General features: G+C 60.3%; 18 protein-coding genes. 12 read left to right on the top strand and 6 right to left on the bottom strand.

Features of this window, described 5'->3' with window-relative positions; translation table 11 throughout:
- The first annotated feature begins 90 nt into the window (after nt 1–90).
- The 8 genes from KZ772_RS14745 to rsd all read left to right on the top strand — a co-directional run bounded on the left by KZ772_RS14745 (nt 91) and on the right by rsd (nt 7,489).
- Complete coding sequence (locus KZ772_RS14745; protein WP_035246181.1) at nt 91–453, top strand: response regulator; 363 nt, start codon at nt 91–93, stop codon at nt 451–453.
- A gap of 143 nt (nt 454–596) precedes the next feature.
- A complete protein-coding gene (locus KZ772_RS14740) occupies nt 597–2,939 on the top strand; it encodes a Tex family protein (RefSeq protein WP_290537274.1) in 2,343 nt (780 codons plus the stop codon).
- Between the two features lie 97 nt (nt 2,940–3,036).
- Entirely contained in the window at nt 3,037–4,593 is a 1,557-nt protein-coding gene (gshA, locus tag KZ772_RS14735; RefSeq protein ID WP_290537273.1) for a glutamate--cysteine ligase, read from the top strand.
- 276 nt (nt 4,594–4,869) lie between these two features.
- A complete protein-coding gene (locus tag KZ772_RS14730) occupies nt 4,870–5,061 on the top strand; it encodes a ribosome modulation factor (protein WP_290537272.1) in 192 nt (63 codons plus the stop codon).
- A gap of 135 nt (nt 5,062–5,196) precedes the next feature.
- Nucleotides 5,197–5,703 (top strand): disulfide bond formation protein B, encoded by a 507-nt coding sequence (locus tag KZ772_RS14725; RefSeq protein WP_290537271.1) that lies wholly within the window; start codon nt 5,197–5,199, stop codon nt 5,701–5,703.
- A 7-nt stretch (nt 5,704–5,710) separates the two neighbouring features.
- Nucleotides 5,711–6,082 carry a CidA/LrgA family protein gene (locus tag KZ772_RS14720; RefSeq protein ID WP_290537270.1) on the top strand — a complete coding sequence of 124 codons (372 nt, stop codon included), beginning with the start codon at nt 5,711–5,713 and terminating at the stop codon, nt 6,080–6,082.
- Nucleotides 6,072–6,797 carry an LrgB family protein gene (locus KZ772_RS14715; RefSeq protein ID WP_290537269.1) on the top strand — a complete coding sequence of 242 codons (726 nt, stop codon included), beginning with the start codon at nt 6,072–6,074 and terminating at the stop codon, nt 6,795–6,797. The genes KZ772_RS14720 and KZ772_RS14715 overlap by 11 nt, the downstream gene beginning before the upstream one ends.
- 206 nt (nt 6,798–7,003) lie before the next feature.
- On the top strand, nt 7,004–7,489 hold the full coding sequence (rsd, locus tag KZ772_RS14710; RefSeq protein WP_290537268.1) for a sigma D regulator: 486 nt from the start codon (nt 7,004–7,006) through the stop codon (nt 7,487–7,489).
- Nucleotides 7,490–7,771: 282 nt separating this feature from the next.
- Here the strand turns inward: rsd and KZ772_RS14705 are convergent, their stop codons facing one another.
- Nucleotides 7,772–8,470 (bottom strand): FKBP-type peptidyl-prolyl cis-trans isomerase, encoded by a 699-nt coding sequence (locus tag KZ772_RS14705; protein WP_290537267.1) that lies wholly within the window; start codon nt 8,468–8,470, stop codon nt 7,772–7,774.
- 16 nt (nt 8,471–8,486) lie between these two features.
- The gene (locus KZ772_RS14700) at nt 8,487–8,825 is read right to left on the bottom strand and encodes a DUF4124 domain-containing protein (RefSeq protein WP_290537266.1); all 339 of its coding nucleotides are present in this window, start codon (nt 8,823–8,825) and stop codon (nt 8,487–8,489) included.
- A gap of 202 nt (nt 8,826–9,027) precedes the next feature.
- Here KZ772_RS14700 and KZ772_RS14695 point away from each other — a divergent pair, with 202 nt between their 5' ends.
- Nucleotides 9,028–9,768 carry a ParA family protein gene (locus tag KZ772_RS14695; RefSeq protein WP_290510816.1) on the top strand — a complete coding sequence of 247 codons (741 nt, stop codon included), beginning with the start codon at nt 9,028–9,030 and terminating at the stop codon, nt 9,766–9,768.
- Between the two features lie 250 nt (nt 9,769–10,018).
- Here KZ772_RS14695 and bioA read toward each other — a convergent pair whose 3' ends face one another.
- Together bioA and KZ772_RS14685 are read right to left on the bottom strand one after the other, a co-directional pair.
- The gene (bioA, locus tag KZ772_RS14690; RefSeq protein WP_290537265.1) at nt 10,019–11,293 is read right to left on the bottom strand and encodes an adenosylmethionine--8-amino-7-oxononanoate transaminase; all 1,275 of its coding nucleotides are present in this window, start codon (nt 11,291–11,293) and stop codon (nt 10,019–10,021) included.
- Nucleotides 11,294–11,589: 296 nt separating this feature from the next.
- Nucleotides 11,590–12,054 (bottom strand): TIGR02444 family protein, encoded by a 465-nt coding sequence (locus KZ772_RS14685; protein WP_290537264.1) that lies wholly within the window; start codon nt 12,052–12,054, stop codon nt 11,590–11,592.
- Nucleotides 12,055–12,116: 62 nt separating this feature from the next.
- Between KZ772_RS14685 and KZ772_RS14680 the strand changes: the two genes are divergently transcribed.
- Nucleotides 12,117–14,021, top strand: coding sequence for an ATP-binding cassette domain-containing protein (locus tag KZ772_RS14680; protein ID WP_290537263.1), 1,905 nt, complete (start codon nt 12,117–12,119; stop codon nt 14,019–14,021).
- Between the two features lie 26 nt (nt 14,022–14,047).
- Here KZ772_RS14680 and KZ772_RS14675 read toward each other — a convergent pair whose 3' ends face one another.
- Complete coding sequence (locus KZ772_RS14675) at nt 14,048–14,740, bottom strand: anti-sigma factor (protein WP_290537262.1); 693 nt, start codon at nt 14,738–14,740, stop codon at nt 14,048–14,050.
- Entirely contained in the window at nt 14,737–15,282 is a 546-nt protein-coding gene (locus tag KZ772_RS14670) for a sigma-70 family RNA polymerase sigma factor (protein ID WP_290537261.1), read from the bottom strand. The genes KZ772_RS14675 and KZ772_RS14670 overlap by 4 nt, the downstream gene beginning before the upstream one ends.
- Nucleotides 15,283–15,454: 172 nt before the next feature.
- Here KZ772_RS14670 and KZ772_RS14665 point away from each other — a divergent pair, with 172 nt between their 5' ends.
- Both KZ772_RS14665 and KZ772_RS14660 read left to right on the top strand, forming a co-directional pair.
- On the top strand, nt 15,455–16,975 hold the full coding sequence (locus tag KZ772_RS14665; RefSeq protein WP_290537260.1) for a DUF4331 domain-containing protein: 1,521 nt from the start codon (nt 15,455–15,457) through the stop codon (nt 16,973–16,975).
- 11 nt (nt 16,976–16,986) lie between these two features.
- A complete protein-coding gene (locus tag KZ772_RS14660) occupies nt 16,987–17,232 on the top strand; it encodes a hypothetical protein (protein WP_272962574.1) in 246 nt (81 codons plus the stop codon).
- Nucleotides 17,233–17,346 lie beyond the last annotated feature (114 nt).

Genomic DNA, 17,346 nt, shown 5'->3' with positions numbered 1-17,346 from the left:
TGAACAGTGACTGGTATTATTCGCGTCTGACAAACCAGACAAAAACAAAGTATCGCCGAAGCACTGCAATATCGGCGCGAGGAGAGCAACATGGCCAAAATTCTTGTGGTGGACGACTCGCCGACTCAACTGACCAATCTGGTCAAGATCGTCCAGGGCGAAGGCCACGAGGTCATCACCGCGACCAATGGTATGGAAGGGATCGAAAAAGCCCGTGAGGAAAAGCCTGACCTGATTCTCATGGACGTGGTAATGCCAGAACTGAATGGCTTCCAGGCCACCCGCAAAATTACCCGTGACCCGGCCACCGAACAGATTCCGGTGATTCTGGTGACCACCAAGGATCAGGAGACCGACAAGGTCTGGGGTCAGCGCCAGGGGGCTGCCGGCTACATCATCAAGCCGCCCAAGGAAGCCGAGCTGATCGCCAAGATCAACGAAGTGCTGGGCTAGTGCCCCGCTAGGCTTACATTCGCAACATAGCCGCTTCGACAAGTCAATCTGTTAACGACCGGGATCATTGCCTATGATTTCGGTCGTTTTGTTTTACGCCTGCACGCAATACGCCTGCAGGCCGCACGCAGCCAGGAAATGTCATGCGCAGTATTGAACAGATTATCGCCGAGGAAATCGGCTGTCAGGAACGCCAGGTCCACGCTGCCGTAGGCCTGCTCGACGACGGTGCCACCGTCCCCTTTATCGCCCGTTACCGTAAAGAGGTAACCGACGGTCTGGACGACACCCAGCTGCGTAACCTGGAAGAACGGCTGCGCTACCTGCGCGAGATGGAAGAGCGCCGCGAGGCCATCCTGAAAAGCATCGCCGAGCAGGACAAGCTGACCCCGGAACTGGAGAAGGCCATCAAGGCCGCCGACACCAAGACCCGGCTGGAAGATCTCTACCTGCCCTACAAACCCAAGCGCCGCACCCGCGCCCAGATCGCCCGGGAAGCCGGCCTGGAACCGCTGGCCGACGGCCTGCTGGACGACCCGACCCAGAACCCCGAAGAACTGGCCGCCGGTTACCTGAACGAAGAACACAAGATTGCCAGCGCCAAGGATGCCCTGGACGGCGCCAAACAGATCCTCATGGAGCGCTTCGCCGAGAACGCCGACCTGCTCACCCGCCTGCGGACCTTCCTCTGGGACAAGGCCCACATCCAGTCCAAAGTGGCGGACGGCAAGGAAAAGGAAGGCGCCAAGTTCAGCGACTACTTCGACCACAGCGAAACCATCAAGGGCATCCCCAGCCACCGGGCCCTGGCCCTGTTCCGCGGTCGCAACGAAGGCATCCTGCATGTCTCCATGGTGCTGCCGGAAGAGCTGGAAACCGCCCAGCCACATCCCTGCGAAGCCATGGTTACCGCCGAAACCGGCTGGCAGCATCAGGGCCGCGCCGCCGATGACTGGCTCAAGGAAGTGATGCGCTGGACCTGGAAGATCAAGCTCAACACCCACCTGGAAACCGAACTGCTGGGCCGGGTCCGTGAGCTGGGCGAGGAAGAGGCCATCCAGGTATTTGCACGCAATCTGAAGAGTCTGCTGATGGCCTCCCCGGCCGGCCCCAAGTGCACCATGGGCCTGGACCCTGGCCTGCGCACCGGGGTGAAAGTGGTGGTAGTGGATGCCACTGGCAAGCTGCTGGAACATACCACCATTTTCCCGCATCAGCCCAAGAATCAATGGGACCAGTCCCTGTCCGTGCTCGCCGCCCTGTGCCTGAAGCACAAGGTGGAACTGATCGCCATCGGTAACGGCACCGCCAGCCGCGAGACCGACAAGCTGGCTGGCGAAGTGGTCAAGGCCAGCAAGGGCAACATTCAGAAGATCATGGTGTCCGAAGCCGGCGCCTCGGTGTATTCCGCCTCGGAAACCGCCGCCCGGGAATTCCCGGATCTGGACGTGTCTTTCCGTGGTGCCGTCTCCATTGCCCGCCGTCTGCAGGACCCGCTGGCCGAGCTGGTGAAGATCGATCCGAAAGCCATCGGCGTGGGGCAGTACCAGCATGACGTGAGCCAGCTGAAGTTGTCTCGCTCGCTGGATGCGGTGGTGGAAGACTGTGTGAACTCCGTGGGGGTGGACGTGAATACCGCCAGCGCCCCGCTGCTGGCACGCATCGCCGGCCTCAACAGCACCATCGCCGGCAACATCGTTACCTACCGAGAAAGCCACGGCGCCTTTGCCAGCCGCGCCGACCTGAAGCTGGTACCGCGCCTGGGCGACAAGACCTTCGAACAGGCCGCCGGTTTCCTGCGCATCATGGACGCCGCCAATCCACTGGACAGTTCCTCCGTGCACCCGGAAGCCTACCCGCTGGTGGAAAAGATCGCCGAGAAACACGGCCGCCCGCTCAAGGAGCTGATCGGTGACGTGCCCTTCCTGAAGAAGGTCAACGCCGCCGACTTTACCGACGACACGTTCGGTCTGCCTACAGTCACCGATATTCTCAGCGAACTGGAAAAACCCGGCCGCGACCCGCGCCCGGAATTCAAGGCTGCCGTCTTCAAGGAAGGGGTGGAAACCCTCAAGGACCTGAAGCCCTCCATGATTCTGGAAGGGACGGTGACCAACGTGACCAACTTCGGTGCCTTCGTGGATATCGGCGTTCACCAGGATGGTTTGGTGCATGTGTCCGCCCTGGCCGACAAATTCGTGGAAGATCCGCACGACGTCGTCAAACCTGGCGATATCGTCAAGGTGAAAGTGCTGGAAGTGGATCTGGACCGTAAACGCATCAGCCTGACCATGCGCATGGACGACAAGCCCGCCGAGAAAGCGGACGGGCAACGCCCTGCCAGCGCCCGCAAGGGCAATGGCGGAGGCCAGCGCCAGGGTGGGAACAAGCGTGGTGGAGGTCAGCCCCAGAGCAGCGGCGGCACCTTTGCGGACCTGTTCGCCAAGGCCAAGGACGAGCAGAAGAAAGGCAAGAAGCGCCTGTGACCCGGTGACTTCTCTCTGTCATTCTACTGCCCCATGATTGTCGGATTTCCGTCACACCCGTCGCCGGGCTCGCCCGGCGATTCGACAGGGCCAAACCATGAAACTTGAACAGCGTATTCACGCCCTGCTGGACTCAGACGCCGCCGCCACCCTGGCGGGTATCCGCCGCGGCATCGAAAAAGAAAGCCTGCGCATTACTACCGACGGTACTCTGGCGCAGACGCCGCACCCGGCAGCACTGGGCTCCGCCCTGACCCACCCCTATATCACCACGGACTACTCCGAAGCACTGCTGGAGTTCATTACTCCGCCCAGCACCGAGCTGCACAAGCCGCTGGAATTTCTCGAGCAGCTACACCGCTACGTGTACAGCCATATCGGTGACGAGGTGCTGTGGGTGAACTCCATGCCGTGCATGATCAGCAACGATGCCGACGTGCCGGTGGCACAGTACGGCAGCTCCAACGTGGGTCGCATGAAGAGCGTTTACCGGGAGGGTCTCGGCCACCGCTATGGCCGCAAGATGCAGACTATTGCCGGCATTCACTACAACTTTTCCTACCCGGAAGAGTTCTGGAAACTGAACCAGGTGCTGGAGGGAGAAAGTGGCCCCCTGCAGGATTACATCTCCAAACGCTACTTTGATCTGACCCGCAACTTCCAGCGTTACTCCTGGCTGCTGGTATACCTGTTCGGCGCCTCACCAGCCCTGTGTAAATCTTTCCTGGCGGGCCGCGAACACCAGCTGGACACCTTTGACCACACCCTGTTCAAGCCCAACGCCACCAGCCTGCGCATGAGCGATCTGGGCTACCAGAACAATGCCCAGTCGTCGCTGGCAATCAGCTACAACAATCTGGACGAGTACGTAGCCACTCTCACCCACGCCATCAAGACACCAGAACCGGCCTATGAAAAGATCGGTGTGAAAGTGGGCGACGATTATCGCCAGCTCAATGCCAATATTCTGCAGATCGAGAACGAGTACTACTCCTCGATCCGTCCCAAGCGCACCATCAACAAGGGTGAGCGCCCCACCACCGCCCTGCAGAAGCGCGGCGTGGAATATATCGAGATTCGCGCCCTGGATCTGAACCCGTTCGAGCCAGTGGGGATCAACCAGCAGGAAATCCGTTTCCTGGACCTGTTTGCCACCTACTGCCTGCTGCGCGAATCCCCGCAACTGGAAAAATGTGACCTGCATGCCAGCAAGGAAAACCTGCGCAAGGTGGTCTACGAGGGGCGCGACACCGCCACCGAGCTGTGCAACTGGGGCAAGGCCATATCACTGAAAGACTGGGCAACAGAAAAACTGCAGCAGATGCAGCCCATCGCCGAACTGTTTGACCGCACCCACGGCGGCAATAACTACAGCGATGCCCTGGCCCGCCAGCAGGAAAAAGTGGACAACCCGGAGACCACCCCGTCCGCCCGCATTCTGGAAAAACTGGAAAGCCGTCAGCAGAGTTTCTTCCAGTTCGCCATGAACCAGGCTCTGGCCCACCGGGATCACTTCCTGTCACGCCAGCGCTGCGACGACACCAACCAGCGCTTGGAACAATTGGCCGAACACAGCCTCACCGAGCAACGCCACTGGGAAAACGCGGAAACCCAGAGCTTCGAGGATTACCTGGCGGATTACTTCCGCGACTGACGCCCCGGCCAACCACGAGAGTGATTCAGGCCGCAAAAGGCATTTTCACCACAGAGGGCACGAGACAAGGTTTTCCTCGGTGTGCTCTTTGCCCTCTGTGGTAAAGCCAGTTTCCTGAAACCTTGATGCTGCTATCACAAAGCCACTGTGCACTGCGTCTCAACCGTACCCACCGATCCTCTTTCTCTGCAATTTCACAACAAAAACACGAGCTCTGTCCCTATGCAGCGCGGCCTGCGGTGATAGTCTCGAACTAACCAGTTGGGGAGTGTCGCAATGGCAGATCGCGATCAGTGCGAAAAGGCCTACAACCAAGGATGTATGTGGGGCATGGGTGGAGGCGACAACAATCGCTGTCCTTATTCCGCCGATGATGCCCTGGCAGAGTGGTGGTTTCAGGGGTGGGAAGCGGGCATCCAGGCCTGGCATGATCGCAACCTGCAGGAGCAGGATGCCCGGCAGGCCTGATCCACCTGTTGGAGCCTTGCAAGCAAGATTCCAACAGCAAAGACTCTGCTACCCGCCGGCTTTCTATCCCCGGATGGTTGCCGCCAACCCCGCTTTTGCCTACCCTTCGCCGGTCCCCGACGAAAAGAGTGGCCCATGTCGTCCCTGATCCCCGCACCCCGTCAGCTTAATCTGCTTGCCCTGCTGGCCTGTATTGCCGCCATGGCCGGCGCCCTTTATCTGCAACACGCGGACGGCCTTGAGCCCTGCCCGCTGTGTATCTTTCAGCGCATCGGCGTAATCGCCGCCGCCCTGATTCTGCTGATTGCCGCCTTGCATGGTCCCGGGCGTACCGGGGTGCGTATTTACGGGGCGTTCACCGGGCTGGCAGCGATTGCCGGCGGCGCCGTCTCCATCCGTCATATCTGGCTGCAGAACCTGCCGCCGGATCAGGTGCCCGCCTGTGGGCCCGGCCTCAACTACATGTTGGATGTGTTCCCCTTGCAGAGCGTGATCCAGGAAGTGCTGGCCGGCTCCGGGGAATGCGCGGAAATGGACTGGTCCTTCCTGGGTCTGAGCCTGCCGGCCTGGTCCCTGGTGGTATTTTCCGGCCTACTGCTGGTCGCCCTGATACAGCTGTTCCGTCCGCTCCCCACACGCTGAGTACGTCATGATCGACGGCCTGCTGATTCTGCTGTTTTTCCAGTTCCTCGGTGAGGTGGTAATCCGCCTCACCGGCATTCCGCTACCCGCTTCCGTGGTGGGTATGGTGCTGCTGTTGCTCGCGCTGTTGCTCAATGCCCCCTTCAGCCAGCGGGTGGCCCCCGCCGCCGGCGCCCTGATCAAGCACATCAGCCTGCTGATCTTCCCGCTGGGGGTGGGCATCGTGCTGCAGTGGCATCGCTACGAAGACTATGCGCTGGCGCTGGGCGTGGCCGTGGTGCTGGGTACTCTACTCAGCCTGGTACTGGTGACCCTGATGCTGAAGAAACTGCTCGGCGGCAAGCATGGCGAATCCCCGGGGGACAGCCATGGTCGATAAACTCGACAGCCTGGCCAGCCTGGTGCACACCCCCTTGTTCGGTATCCTGCTGACCCTGGTCAGCTACCGCTTTGCCCTGTGGGTATACGGTCGCAGCAACAGCCTGCCCCTGTTTCACCCCTTTCTGGTGGCGTCGATCCCGGTGATTATCGTGCTCCCGCTGGTGGGCGTGGATTACCAGGAATACCGGGACCAGACCACCCTGATCTCCTTCCTGCTGGGCCCCGCCACCGTGGCCCTGGCATGGCCCCTGTACCGGCAGCTACACACGGTACGCAGCGTGCTCACGCCGATCCTGATCGCCACTGTGCTGGGGGCCTTTATCTCCGCCGCTATTGCCGTGGGGCTGGCCTGGTGGCTGGGCGCGCCCCCCGAGGTGGTGGGCTCGCTGGCGCCCAAGTCCATCACCACCCCGATTGCCGTGGAGGTGGTGCAATCCACCGGCGGCTACGTGTCCCTGGCCGCCGGTGCGGTGGCCATCACCGGCATCGTCGGCGCGCTGGCCGCCGGCCCCATCTTCCGCCTGCTCAAGGTCACCGATCACCGCATCAAGGGCTTTGCCCTGGGGCTGGTGGCCCACGCCATCGGCACCGCCCGGGCCTTCGAATACGGCGAGAAAGCGGGCGCCTTCGCCGGCCTTGCCCTGGGTTTGTGCGGGCTGGTCACGGCATTGGCCCTGCCCTGGCTATGGCCCTGGGTGGCCCAGTATCTTTGACGTGACTGGCAGCACACGACAGGCAACCGTTCTAAAAGACCTGTTATTAGAAGAAATTTGTCTTTAGCGACAAGTGGCTGAGATAGCGTACTTTTTCCGGCTGACCAGGATTCACGCCGGTTTGCCCCATTGCCAGCACACTCCCGCCGGTTCTAGGCTCGATAGCCCAACAAGACAATCGTCAACGGGCACTCCAAGGAGGAACCATGGCAAGCTCCCATTCCGCAGCACTGGCCCAGTGGCAGCGTATTGAAGCGCTGGTACAGGCCTGGCTGGATGAACGTCGGCAACTGATTGTGCTGCTGTGCACCCTGCAGGGCCTGAAAGGCCTGTCCGATCACCGTCAGCCATTGCAGAAGCAGGTACAACATTTCTGCCAGCTGCTGATGGATTACATCAGTGCTGGCTACTTCGAGGTGTACCGGGAGCTGGTCAATGAGGCCCGCCATTTCCAGCGCGACAACCCCGCACTCACCCGGCAGATTCTCCAGCAACTGGACAATTCCACCGACGAAGCCCTGGCCTTCAACGAGGACTTCCAACGGCCGGAACAATGGCTGGTGCAACGGGATCAGCTACCGGAACGGATTGCCCTGCTGATGCAGACGCTGGAGGAACGTTTTGCCTTGGAAGACCAGTTGATTCTCAGCATCCATCAACAGGAACCGCCGCGGCAGCAGGCGACGCATTGAACACAGCAGCTAGCCACGAGCTTCAAGCTGCGAGTAAAACATGGAAAAGACGAAGCGATAGAACAGGGAACTTTTCGAATTTTCCTATCCCAATGAGCGTAGCTCGTAGCTCGTAGCTCGTAGCTCGTAGCTCGTAGCTCGTAGCTCGTAGCTCGTAGCTCGTAGCTCGTAGCTCGTAGCTCGTAGCTCGTACCTCATAGCTCGTACAAAAAAGGCGCCCTAAGGCGCCCTTTTTGTTGAAGCGTGTGACGACGGGATTTATTCCTCGTCGACGAGTCTGCTTCATTCGCTGCCTTTCACGTCCAGCAGTTCGATCTCGAAGATCAGTGCCTGGTTGGGGCCGATATCTCCACCAGCGCCCTGCTCGCCATAGCCCAGAGACGGCGGAACCACGACTTTCCACTTGTCGCCTTCCTTCATCATTGGCAGCGCTTCCTGCCAGGCCGGAATGATATGCTGCAGACCGAAGCTGGCCGGCTGACCGCGCTCTACGGAGCTGTCGAAGACGGTGCCGTCCGGCAGGGTGCCGTGGTAGTGCACTTCCACGGTGTCTTCCAGGGTCGGGGATGCACCACCTTCTTCACCGGATGCCAGTACTTCGTACTGCAGGCCGCTATCGGTAACAGTAACGCCATCGCGCTCGGCATTCTCGGCCAGGAACTTCTCGCTGGCTTCCAGGTTATTGCCGGCAGCTTCTTCCATCTTCTTCTGCTGGGCTTCAATCATGCGGCCCTGGAAATCACGAATCAGCTGATCCAGATCTTCATCACCCAGCTGGGATTTGCCGTCTTCGGCAAAGCCGTCACGCAGGCCCGCCACCATGGCTTCCAGATCCAGGTTTTCCAGGCTGCGCATCTGCTCCGCACTGCGGAAACCCAGCGCGTAGGACGCTTTCTGGTCATCACTTTTCAATTCCGCGCTTTCCTGACCACATGCTGCCAGCAGGACAGTCCCCGCCAGCACGATTCCCAATTTCTTCATTCTGCCTCCAATTGGCCTACTGTTGTTGTTGCTCCACCCCGCCGCCACCGCGCATTTCCTCAGCGGTGATGGTGTTCGGAGCTTTTACGGTAACGGGTTCCGCCTGCACACCGGGCGGCGGAATCTGGCCATACTGCCAGTTTCCCTGGGGGTCACGCCAGCGATACATCTCTGCGCTTTCCCGGTTTTCCTCCATCCAGGGAGAAATCTCGCGGTCCAGCAACCGCTCTGGCTGCTGCCAGTTCTGCTCCACGTGCTGCCAGTCCAGCAACGGCTTGTCACCACCCAGTGGCACGTTAAACAGCACGGCCAACACAATCGCCAGCAACGCAATGATAATCAACAAGTAACGCATGATACTCTCTCCCCCCTTTACTGAGCCGCCTTCACAGGATTCAGTTCCCAGCAAGAGCAAAATAACATCACAAATTACATCCATGCGCCTTATTTTGCGGTAGTGTTGGTTTTGTGAGCAGCATCACCTTTTATTCTGACAGTGATCGCGCCACTCAAACCGCCGGGTACAATCCCACGCAAAAAAACGAATAAGACACGGCATGAATAGCGCACAGAACAGCCCTGCCAAGGGGATCGGCTCCCAACCGCGTTCGTCCGGCTCGTCCCGCATGGTCATTCTGATTGCGAACAGCAAAGGGGGCTGCGGCAAGACCACCATTGCTACCAACCTGGCCTGTTACTACGAGGCCCTGGGTCGGCAGGTTTCCCTGCTCGACATGGACCCACAGCAATCATCGCTGCAGTGGCTGAAATTACGTCGTGACACCACCATCCACGGGCTGGGCTGGCCGGCAGGGGAGCCTGTGTCACTGGGGCGTCTGCAACAAAAACTGGATCAGGCGGGACCGATCACCATTATCGACTCTCCCGCCGGCCTGGATGCCCATCATCTGGACCACCTGTTGCGCCTCTCGCAGGTGGTACTGGTACCAGTGCTACCCAGTCCCATTGATATTCGTGCCACCACCCGCTTCCTGCAGACAGTCATGCTCGCCCCCAGCTACCGGCATCGCCCGCGCCGGCTGGCAGTGATAGCCAACCGCACCCGCACCCGTACCCGCATGTACGACTCGCTGCGGCAGTTTCTTACCACCCTGAAAATCCCCTACCTCGTCACCCTGCGTGACACCCAGCTTTATGTACAGGCCATGAGTAATGGCGAAGGCGTCCTCGACGCCGCCGTCTCCCGCCACCTGGATGACCAGCAGCACTGGCGCCGCATTGGTGAATGGCTGGAGGTGCAGCGGCATCTGATTCAGACCATGCCGGGGTTTCGGTGAAAAAGCAGCCTCAAGCTACAAGCTGCAAGCTGCAACGCCCCCCCCTGCCAGCCTCTAACGCAACAATGCAGATTGTAGGAGCTATGCTTGCATGGCGAACCGTGCGTTAGCGCGGAAATCGCTCACTGTGCTTGATCCGGGGCGGTCAGGGGGGCGCAGCTCCGCAGGCTCCAGCAAGAATGTCGAAAAACGTTAAGCTCTGTCGCCTCGCTGCGCGAGGTTCGCCATGCAAGCATAGCTCCTACAGCGGCTACGTAGTTTTGGCCAAGTCCCGCATCGCACCTGTCAGCTTGCTGAGATCCTCGGGCTCGATCACGAACGGCGGCATGATATAGACCAGCTTGCCGAACGGGCGGATCCACACCCCCTGCTCCACAAACCGCGCCTGCACCTGCTCCATGGCCACCGGTTCCTGCATTTCCATTACGCCAATGGCACCCAGCACCCGGGTGTCCGCCACCGCAGGCAGGTCCTTGAGTGGCAGCAACTCTGCCTTGAGCTGCGCTTCGATGGCGGCCACTTTTTCCTGCCAGCCGGAATCCAGCAGCAACTGGATACTGGCATTGGCTACCGCACAGGCCAGTGGATTGCCCATGAAGGTGGGGCCGTGCATCAATACGCCGGCTTCACCGTCACAAATTCCCGCTGCTACCTGGCCGGTACACAGGGTGGCGGCCAGGGTCATGTAGCCACCGGTAATCGCCTTGCCCAGGCAGAGGATATCCGGGCATACATCCGCATGCTCCAGGGCAAACAGCTTGCCGGTGCGGCCAAAGCCGGTGGCAATCTCGTCAAAGATCAACAACACGCCATACTGATCACACAGGGCGCGCACCGCTTTCAGGTAGGTGGGGTGATACATCCGCATGCCCCCGGCGCCCTGCACCACCGGCTCCAGTATCACGGCGGCAATTTCCTGATGATGATCCGCCAGCATCTGTTGGATGGAATCCAGATCCGACGTATCAAAATCGCTGTCGTAGGAACATTGCGGCGCCTCGGCAAAAAAGTGTTTGGCCAGCACCCCGCTGAACAGAGAGTGCATGCCGTTGACCGGGTCACAGGCGGCCATGGCACCGAAGGTATCGCCGTGATAGCCATTGCGCAGGGCCAGCAGTTTATCCTTGCCGGTGTGCCCCTGGCTGAGCCAGTACTGCAACGCCATCTTGATCGCCACTTCTACGGACACCGAGCCACTGTCGGCCAGAAACACTTTCTCCAGCGGGTCGGGGGTCAACGCCACCAGCTTCTTGCCCAGCTCCACCGCCGGTTCATGGGTGAGCCCACCGAACATCACATGGGCCATGCGGTCGATCTGATCCTTGGCCGCCTGATTCAACACCGGGTGGTTATAACCATGCACCGCCGCCCACCAGGACGACATGCCATCCACCAGCTCGCGGCCATCTTCCAGCGTCAGTCGCACTCCTTTGGCGCTGGCCACGGGAAAAGTGGGCAGCGGTTTCGAGGTGGACGTGTAGGGATGCCAGAGATGGTCGCGGTCAAAGGCCAGGTCGGTGGTCATGGGGAAATCCGGATGAACATGGGAGGGAAAGGATGGCAGGGGGGAGAGGAAAGTTCAAAGCGCGAGGTAGTGGCACCGCAGGAACGTAGCGTAGCGGAGTAACGCACGTTGTGCAGTGCGGCCCGCAGGGTGAGCGTAGCGAATGCACCGCTTGAGGGGCGAACCGAGCCTTGGCGAGGAAACGGCATCGTAACCGCCCCCATACCTTTCTCGAAAAACCTGTCGAGCCCTGAGATTCCTGATCGGCCTTCGGCCGATTCCGCGTTGACACGCGGTTCGCACCTCAAGCGGTGCTCCTACAGTGCCACTAGCTCGCCAAGGGCATTCTGCAACCCTTCACACTGCGCCGTTTCCGGCACCAGCACCAGCAACCAGGCCATGGCGTCCACCGGCTTGCTGGCGGGCAGCAGGTTGCCGCTCAACGTCGGCAGGGTCGTTAGCAAGTAGCGCTCACCTTCCAGCTCCACCTGCTGCAGTTGCCGCTTGAACTCCGGCAGCCGCGCATCTTCGCCGGCCTTGCGGCGCACGGCTCGCAGCGGGCGCAGGTAGTCGACCTCAAACTGCTCGGCCAGCTCAGCCATCCGGCGTCCTACCCCCGCATCCGGTTGCTTGCCCGACGCGGCCAGCCACAGGCCGGCCAACAGCAGGGCCACGGGCACCTGAAAATCGTCCTGCAGATGCAGGCAGGCCCGCTCAAAATCCTTGTCCTGCCATCGAGCCAGGGCATAGCGCCACAGATCCTGCTTTATCAAGTCGTCCACGGTTCCCCCGTTACCTTTGCTGGCTTACACTGCGCCGGTTCTCATTAATCCCGGATTCCCCCATGCTCTCTCTGGAACACATCAACCTTCGCCGCGGCCCCGACCTGTTGCTGGAAGACGCCAGCGTGGTCCTGCACAAGGGCTGGCGCGTGGGGCTGGTGGGCCGCAACGGCACCGGCAAGAGCTCGCTGTTCAAGCTTATCATGGGCGAACTGGAGAGCGACGGCGGCAACCTGAACCTGCCCGCAGACTGGCGCCTGGCCATGATGGCCCAGGAAGTGCCGGCACTGGAACAACCGGCCATCGACTATGTGCTCGACGGCCACCGTGCCCTGCGCCGGGCGGAGAACAAGCTGGCCGACGCGGAAATCGCCGGCGACAACCACGCCATCGCCCATGCTCACGGCGAGCTGGAGGCCCTGCACGCCTGGCAGCAACCAGCCCGGGCCGCCACCCTGCTGGCCGGGCTGGGTTTCAGCGAAACTCAGCAACAACAGCCGGTAGCCAGTTTCTCCGGCGGCTGGCGCATGCGCCTGAACCTGGCCCAGGTGTTGATGAGCGATGCGGATCTGCTGCTACTCGATGAGCCCACCAACCACCTGGACCTGGATGCCATCCTCTGGTTGCAGAGTTATCTGGTGCAGCAGCCGGGAGCCCTGCTGGTGATCTCCCATGACCGCGCCTTCCTGGATGCCACCGTCAACCAGATCCTGCATATCGAGCACAAGCAACTGAAGCACTACAGCGGCGGCTACTCGGATTTCGAACGCCAGCGCGCCGAGCAACTGTCCCTGCAGCAGAAAATGCATGAAAAACAGCAGGCCCAGGTGGCCCACATGCAGAAGTTCATCGCCCGCTTCAAGGCCAAGGCTTCCAAGGCCAAGCAGGCACAAAGCCGGGTGAAGGCCCTGGAACGACTGGAACTGATTGGCCCCGCCCACGTGGACTCCGGTTTCAGCTTTGATTTCCACAGCCCCAACAAGCTGCCCAACCCCATGGAGAGCCTGGATGCAGTACAGTGCGGCTACCCGGGGGCGCCAATTCTCGATCGGGTCAGTCTGAGCCTGCGCCCGGAGTCACGCATCGGCCTGCTGGGCCCCAACGGCGCTGGTAAGTCCACCCTGATGCGCACCCTGGTGGGCGAGCTGGCCCCTCTGGGCGGCCACTTCGAAAAAGATGGCGATCTGGTGATCGGTTATTTCCATCAACAGCAGGTGGACCGGCTGGCCGCCGACGACAGCCCGTACCAGATGCTGTCCCGGTTTTACCCCAAGTGGAGCGAGTCACAACTGCGTAGCGAGCTGGGCCGTTTCGGTTTCCACGGCGATGATGTGTTTGCCCCGGTGGGCCGTTTCTCCGGTGGTGAAAAAGCCCGCCTGGCCCTGGCCATGATCGTGCAGCAAAAACCAGCCTTGCTGCTGCTCGATGAGCCGGCCAACCACCTGGATCTGGACATGCGCGAAGCGCTGACCATGGCGCTGCAATCCTTCGAAGGGGCCGTGGTGCTGGTGTCCCATGATCGTCACCTGCTGGAAACCACCGTGGACGAGTTCTATCTGGTGGCCAATGGTTCCGTGACCCGCTTCGATGGTGACCTGGACGACTACGGCCGCTGGCTGCAACAGAATCGCCGCGACGGCAAACCCATCAAGGAAGAAAAAGCCGGCGACGGCATGGATGCCAAGGCACGCCGCCAGCAAGCCGCCCAGCAACGGGAACAACTGCGGCCATTGAAAAAGCAGGTGGAAAAACTGGAAAAGCAGCTCAGCCATTGCGACCAGAAACTCGCCGACATCGAGACTGCCCTGGGCGACGAAACCCTGTACACGGACGACAGCCGCAAGAACGAGATGAACGGATTACTCGGCGATCAGGCGCGCCTCAAGAAACAGCACGATGAACTGGAAGAACAGTTGCTGGAAGCCATGGAATCCCTTGAGCAGGCAGAAAGCGAACTGGTCGACTGAGACGCCCACGCTCTCTACCCGCTGAACTACATTTGTACCAGGCGCGTCTGATAGACCACCGGTCCGGTGGGCTGGCCAGTGGGCGATCCGCCGGCAGGTTCCAGACTGATCGCCAGGGAACGGGACTGCAACAACTGACGGACCTGCTGATCGCTGAGATCCACCTTCAACTGCGCGCCCCCCGTGGGCAGCAATGCTAACGATACCGGTGCGCCGGACTCCGGCAACAACCACAACTGGTAATCCCTGCCCCCGTCCGCTGGCTGAACTGGCGGCATGGCTTTCACTGTCAGACGATGATCCGCAGACGCATTGACCAGCCACAGGGGCTCCGCCTGCTGGCTCTGCACCACCCCCACGTAATGGGTCACCACCGTGGGTGGCGGCGTCCACACCAGCAAGGCGAACACTGCCAGCATGGCAATACCGGCACTCCATCGCCAGGCCGTAAGGGTTTGCCACCAGCGAGGCTCTGCGGGTTTTGCGGCTTCAGGGAAAAGGCGTTGCTCGATGGCATGCCAGACCGCATCCGGCGGTGAGGCTTCCGGCAGACTGTCGTTAAAGGGTTGCAGTCGACGCTCCCAGTACCACACCTGCCGACGAAGCCGGGAAGAGGCCATCATCCAGCGCTCGAAACGCTGCCGGGCTGCGCCTTGCAACGTACCTACCACATACTCGGCAGCCAGAGCATGGTTACGTTCGTAGTCATCGGGCTTCATGTGGCCAGACACCGGCGCAATACATCCAGACCGCGACGGACCCTGCTCTTGGTGGTGCCCAGGGGTTGGCCCATGGCAACCGCCAGCTCCTGATGGGTAAAGCCACGAAAATAAGCCATCTCGATACTGGAACGATAACGTTCATCCAGATCTTTGAGGCAATCGCTGAGTCGTTGCCGGTCAGCCTGATTGTGGGCATTTTCCATAGGGCCGGGAGCAGAACTGACCTGGCTGCTGCTGACGCTGTCGAAGTCCACCTCATGCCGGCGTCGGCGCAATGCATCCAGACAGCGGTAGCGGCCAATGGACATCATCCAGTTGAGTACGCTGCCTCGGTCGCAATGATACTCTCCAGCGTGATGCCAGACCTGAATATAGGTTTCCTGTAACACGTCGCAGGCTTCGTCTTTGTCACGCAGCAGATGCAGACACATACCGAAAACCGCTCGATGAGTTTGCTGATAAAAACCGGCAAAAGCCTGACGGTCGCCCTGTGCGACTCGCGCCAGAGCACTGACCAGCCCGTCGTTTGCTTCCGCCATGACGAAACACTCCCTGCATACCCACTATCTGTACCTCCTGATTAACAGATGCGCTGTCGTTAATACGTGAAAAAAACGGATTTGGATGCAGTAAAAAAAGAAAAATAAATTCTGCATCCAGTTCCTTTCCTGTCGCGTACTACCTACACACCGACAAGAAAGGAGATTCGTCATGTTATCCCGCCTTACTCTACTTCCCGCGGCCTGTGCTGCCGCCACCCTGCTGGCTAGTGCCGGCACGATGGCATCCAGCCACCGGGAAGCCCCCTTTATTACAGGCATGCCCAAAGTCGACGGCACGGATTTCTACATGTTCAACAGCTATGAATCCGGACGCGACGGCTACGTCACCCTGATTGCCAACTATCTGCCACTGCAGGACGCCTACGGCGGCCCCAATTATTTCTCTCTCGACGACGACGCCATCTATGAAATCCACATTGATAACGATGGCAACGCGGAAGAAAACATTACCTTCCGTTTTCAGTTCAACACCGAGCGCCGCGACCTGGCGGTCGATGTCGACGGCACCTCTGTCCCCGTACCACTGATTAATATCGGTGCCGTAACCGGTCAGAACAACGATGCCCAGAATGTACTGGAAAGCTTCACCGTAGAAATGGTGACCGGGGACCGTCGTACTGGCAACGTGCAGAACCTGACCAATGCCGGCAGTGGTGACAGCACCTTTGCCAAACCGCTGGATAACATCGGCACCAAGTCCATTGCTGACTATGAAGCCTACGCGGACAACTTCATCTACGACGTGACCATCCCGGACTGCCCCATGCCGGGCCGCGTCTTTGCCGGTCAGCGCCAGGAAGGTTTCGTGGTCAATCTGGGCGAAGTCTTTGACCTGGTGGCGTTGAATCCGCTGGGTGCACGTGACTCGCGCAGCAACATCATTGCCGACAAGAACATCACCAGCCTGGCCCTGGAAGTGCCGGCGGACTGCCTGACCGGTGACAACACCGTCATCGGCGGCTGGACCACCGCCAGCATCCGCCAGGCCACTGTCATCAACCCGGGACCGCAGGGCTCCGACACCACCGGCAGCAGTAACGCCAAAGGCCCGGCGGTGAAAGGCGGCGCCTTTACCCAGGTATCCCGTCTTGGCTCACCGCTGGTGAACGAAGTGGTGATCGGCCTGCCCGACAAGGACCGTTTCAACAGCAGCGAACCGAAAGATGATGGCCAGTTCGCCACCTATGTGACCAACCCCAGCTTGCCCGCGCTGGTAGAAATCCTGTTCGGGGTCAGCGCACCGGAAACGCCGCGCAACGATCTGGTCACCGTGTTCCTGACCGGGGTACCCGGTGTCACCCAGCTGCCCACTGTCACTGCCAGTGAAATGCTGCGTCTGAATACCGCTATCCCCGCTACCGAAGCGGGCTCACAGAACGACCTGGGCGTAGCCGCTGGCGACTTTGCCGGCTTCCCCAACGGTCGCCGCCCCATTGACGACGTGGTAGACATCGCCCTCACCGCAGCCGAAGGCTTTCTGTGTGGCGCTGATGTGAACGGTGAAGCCGCTGGTGGCGAAATCGGCTCCTGCGGTACTCAGGACATGCAAGTGAACGGTGGCGCTATCGTCAACGACGGTGCCCTGCCGAACCCGGCAGACTACCTGACCCGTTTCCCCTACCTGAACACCCCGCTGCCCGGCGCCGATAATGTCGCCACGGCAGAGTGAAGGAGGACATCATGCGATACCTACTGGCCATCACCGTCAGCGTGAGTGCACTGGTACTGAGTGGGTGCTTTGGCAGCGACAATGACCGTCCTCGCCAACAGGCACCAGTGGCGATCAACTACACCGCCTTTGTGAAAGCTCAGCTGGCCACTACCGGGGACACCCGAGAACCCGTTGCGATTAATGACATCCGCTTCATTTTTCGCGATCAAACCAATCCGGATGCTTATAACAATGTATTGGCACCGGATAATTGAAGCCCGCTCCCGCCGTCTAGCGACGGCGGGAGTCATCCGCTCCGAGAGGGCCCCCGGGAAACGACAGCCCGCCAGTGAACGGCGGTTTGTCCGTACCCTGGCGGCCTTCTCTCT

It is taken from the genome of Alcanivorax sp., from assembly GCF_019431375.1.
In the GTDB taxonomy this organism is placed as follows: Bacteria; Pseudomonadota; Gammaproteobacteria; order Pseudomonadales; family Alcanivoracaceae; genus Alcanivorax; species Alcanivorax jadensis_A.
The sequence above is the reverse complement of the archived record's forward strand: the minus strand, read 5'-3'. Positions and strand labels throughout refer to the sequence as shown.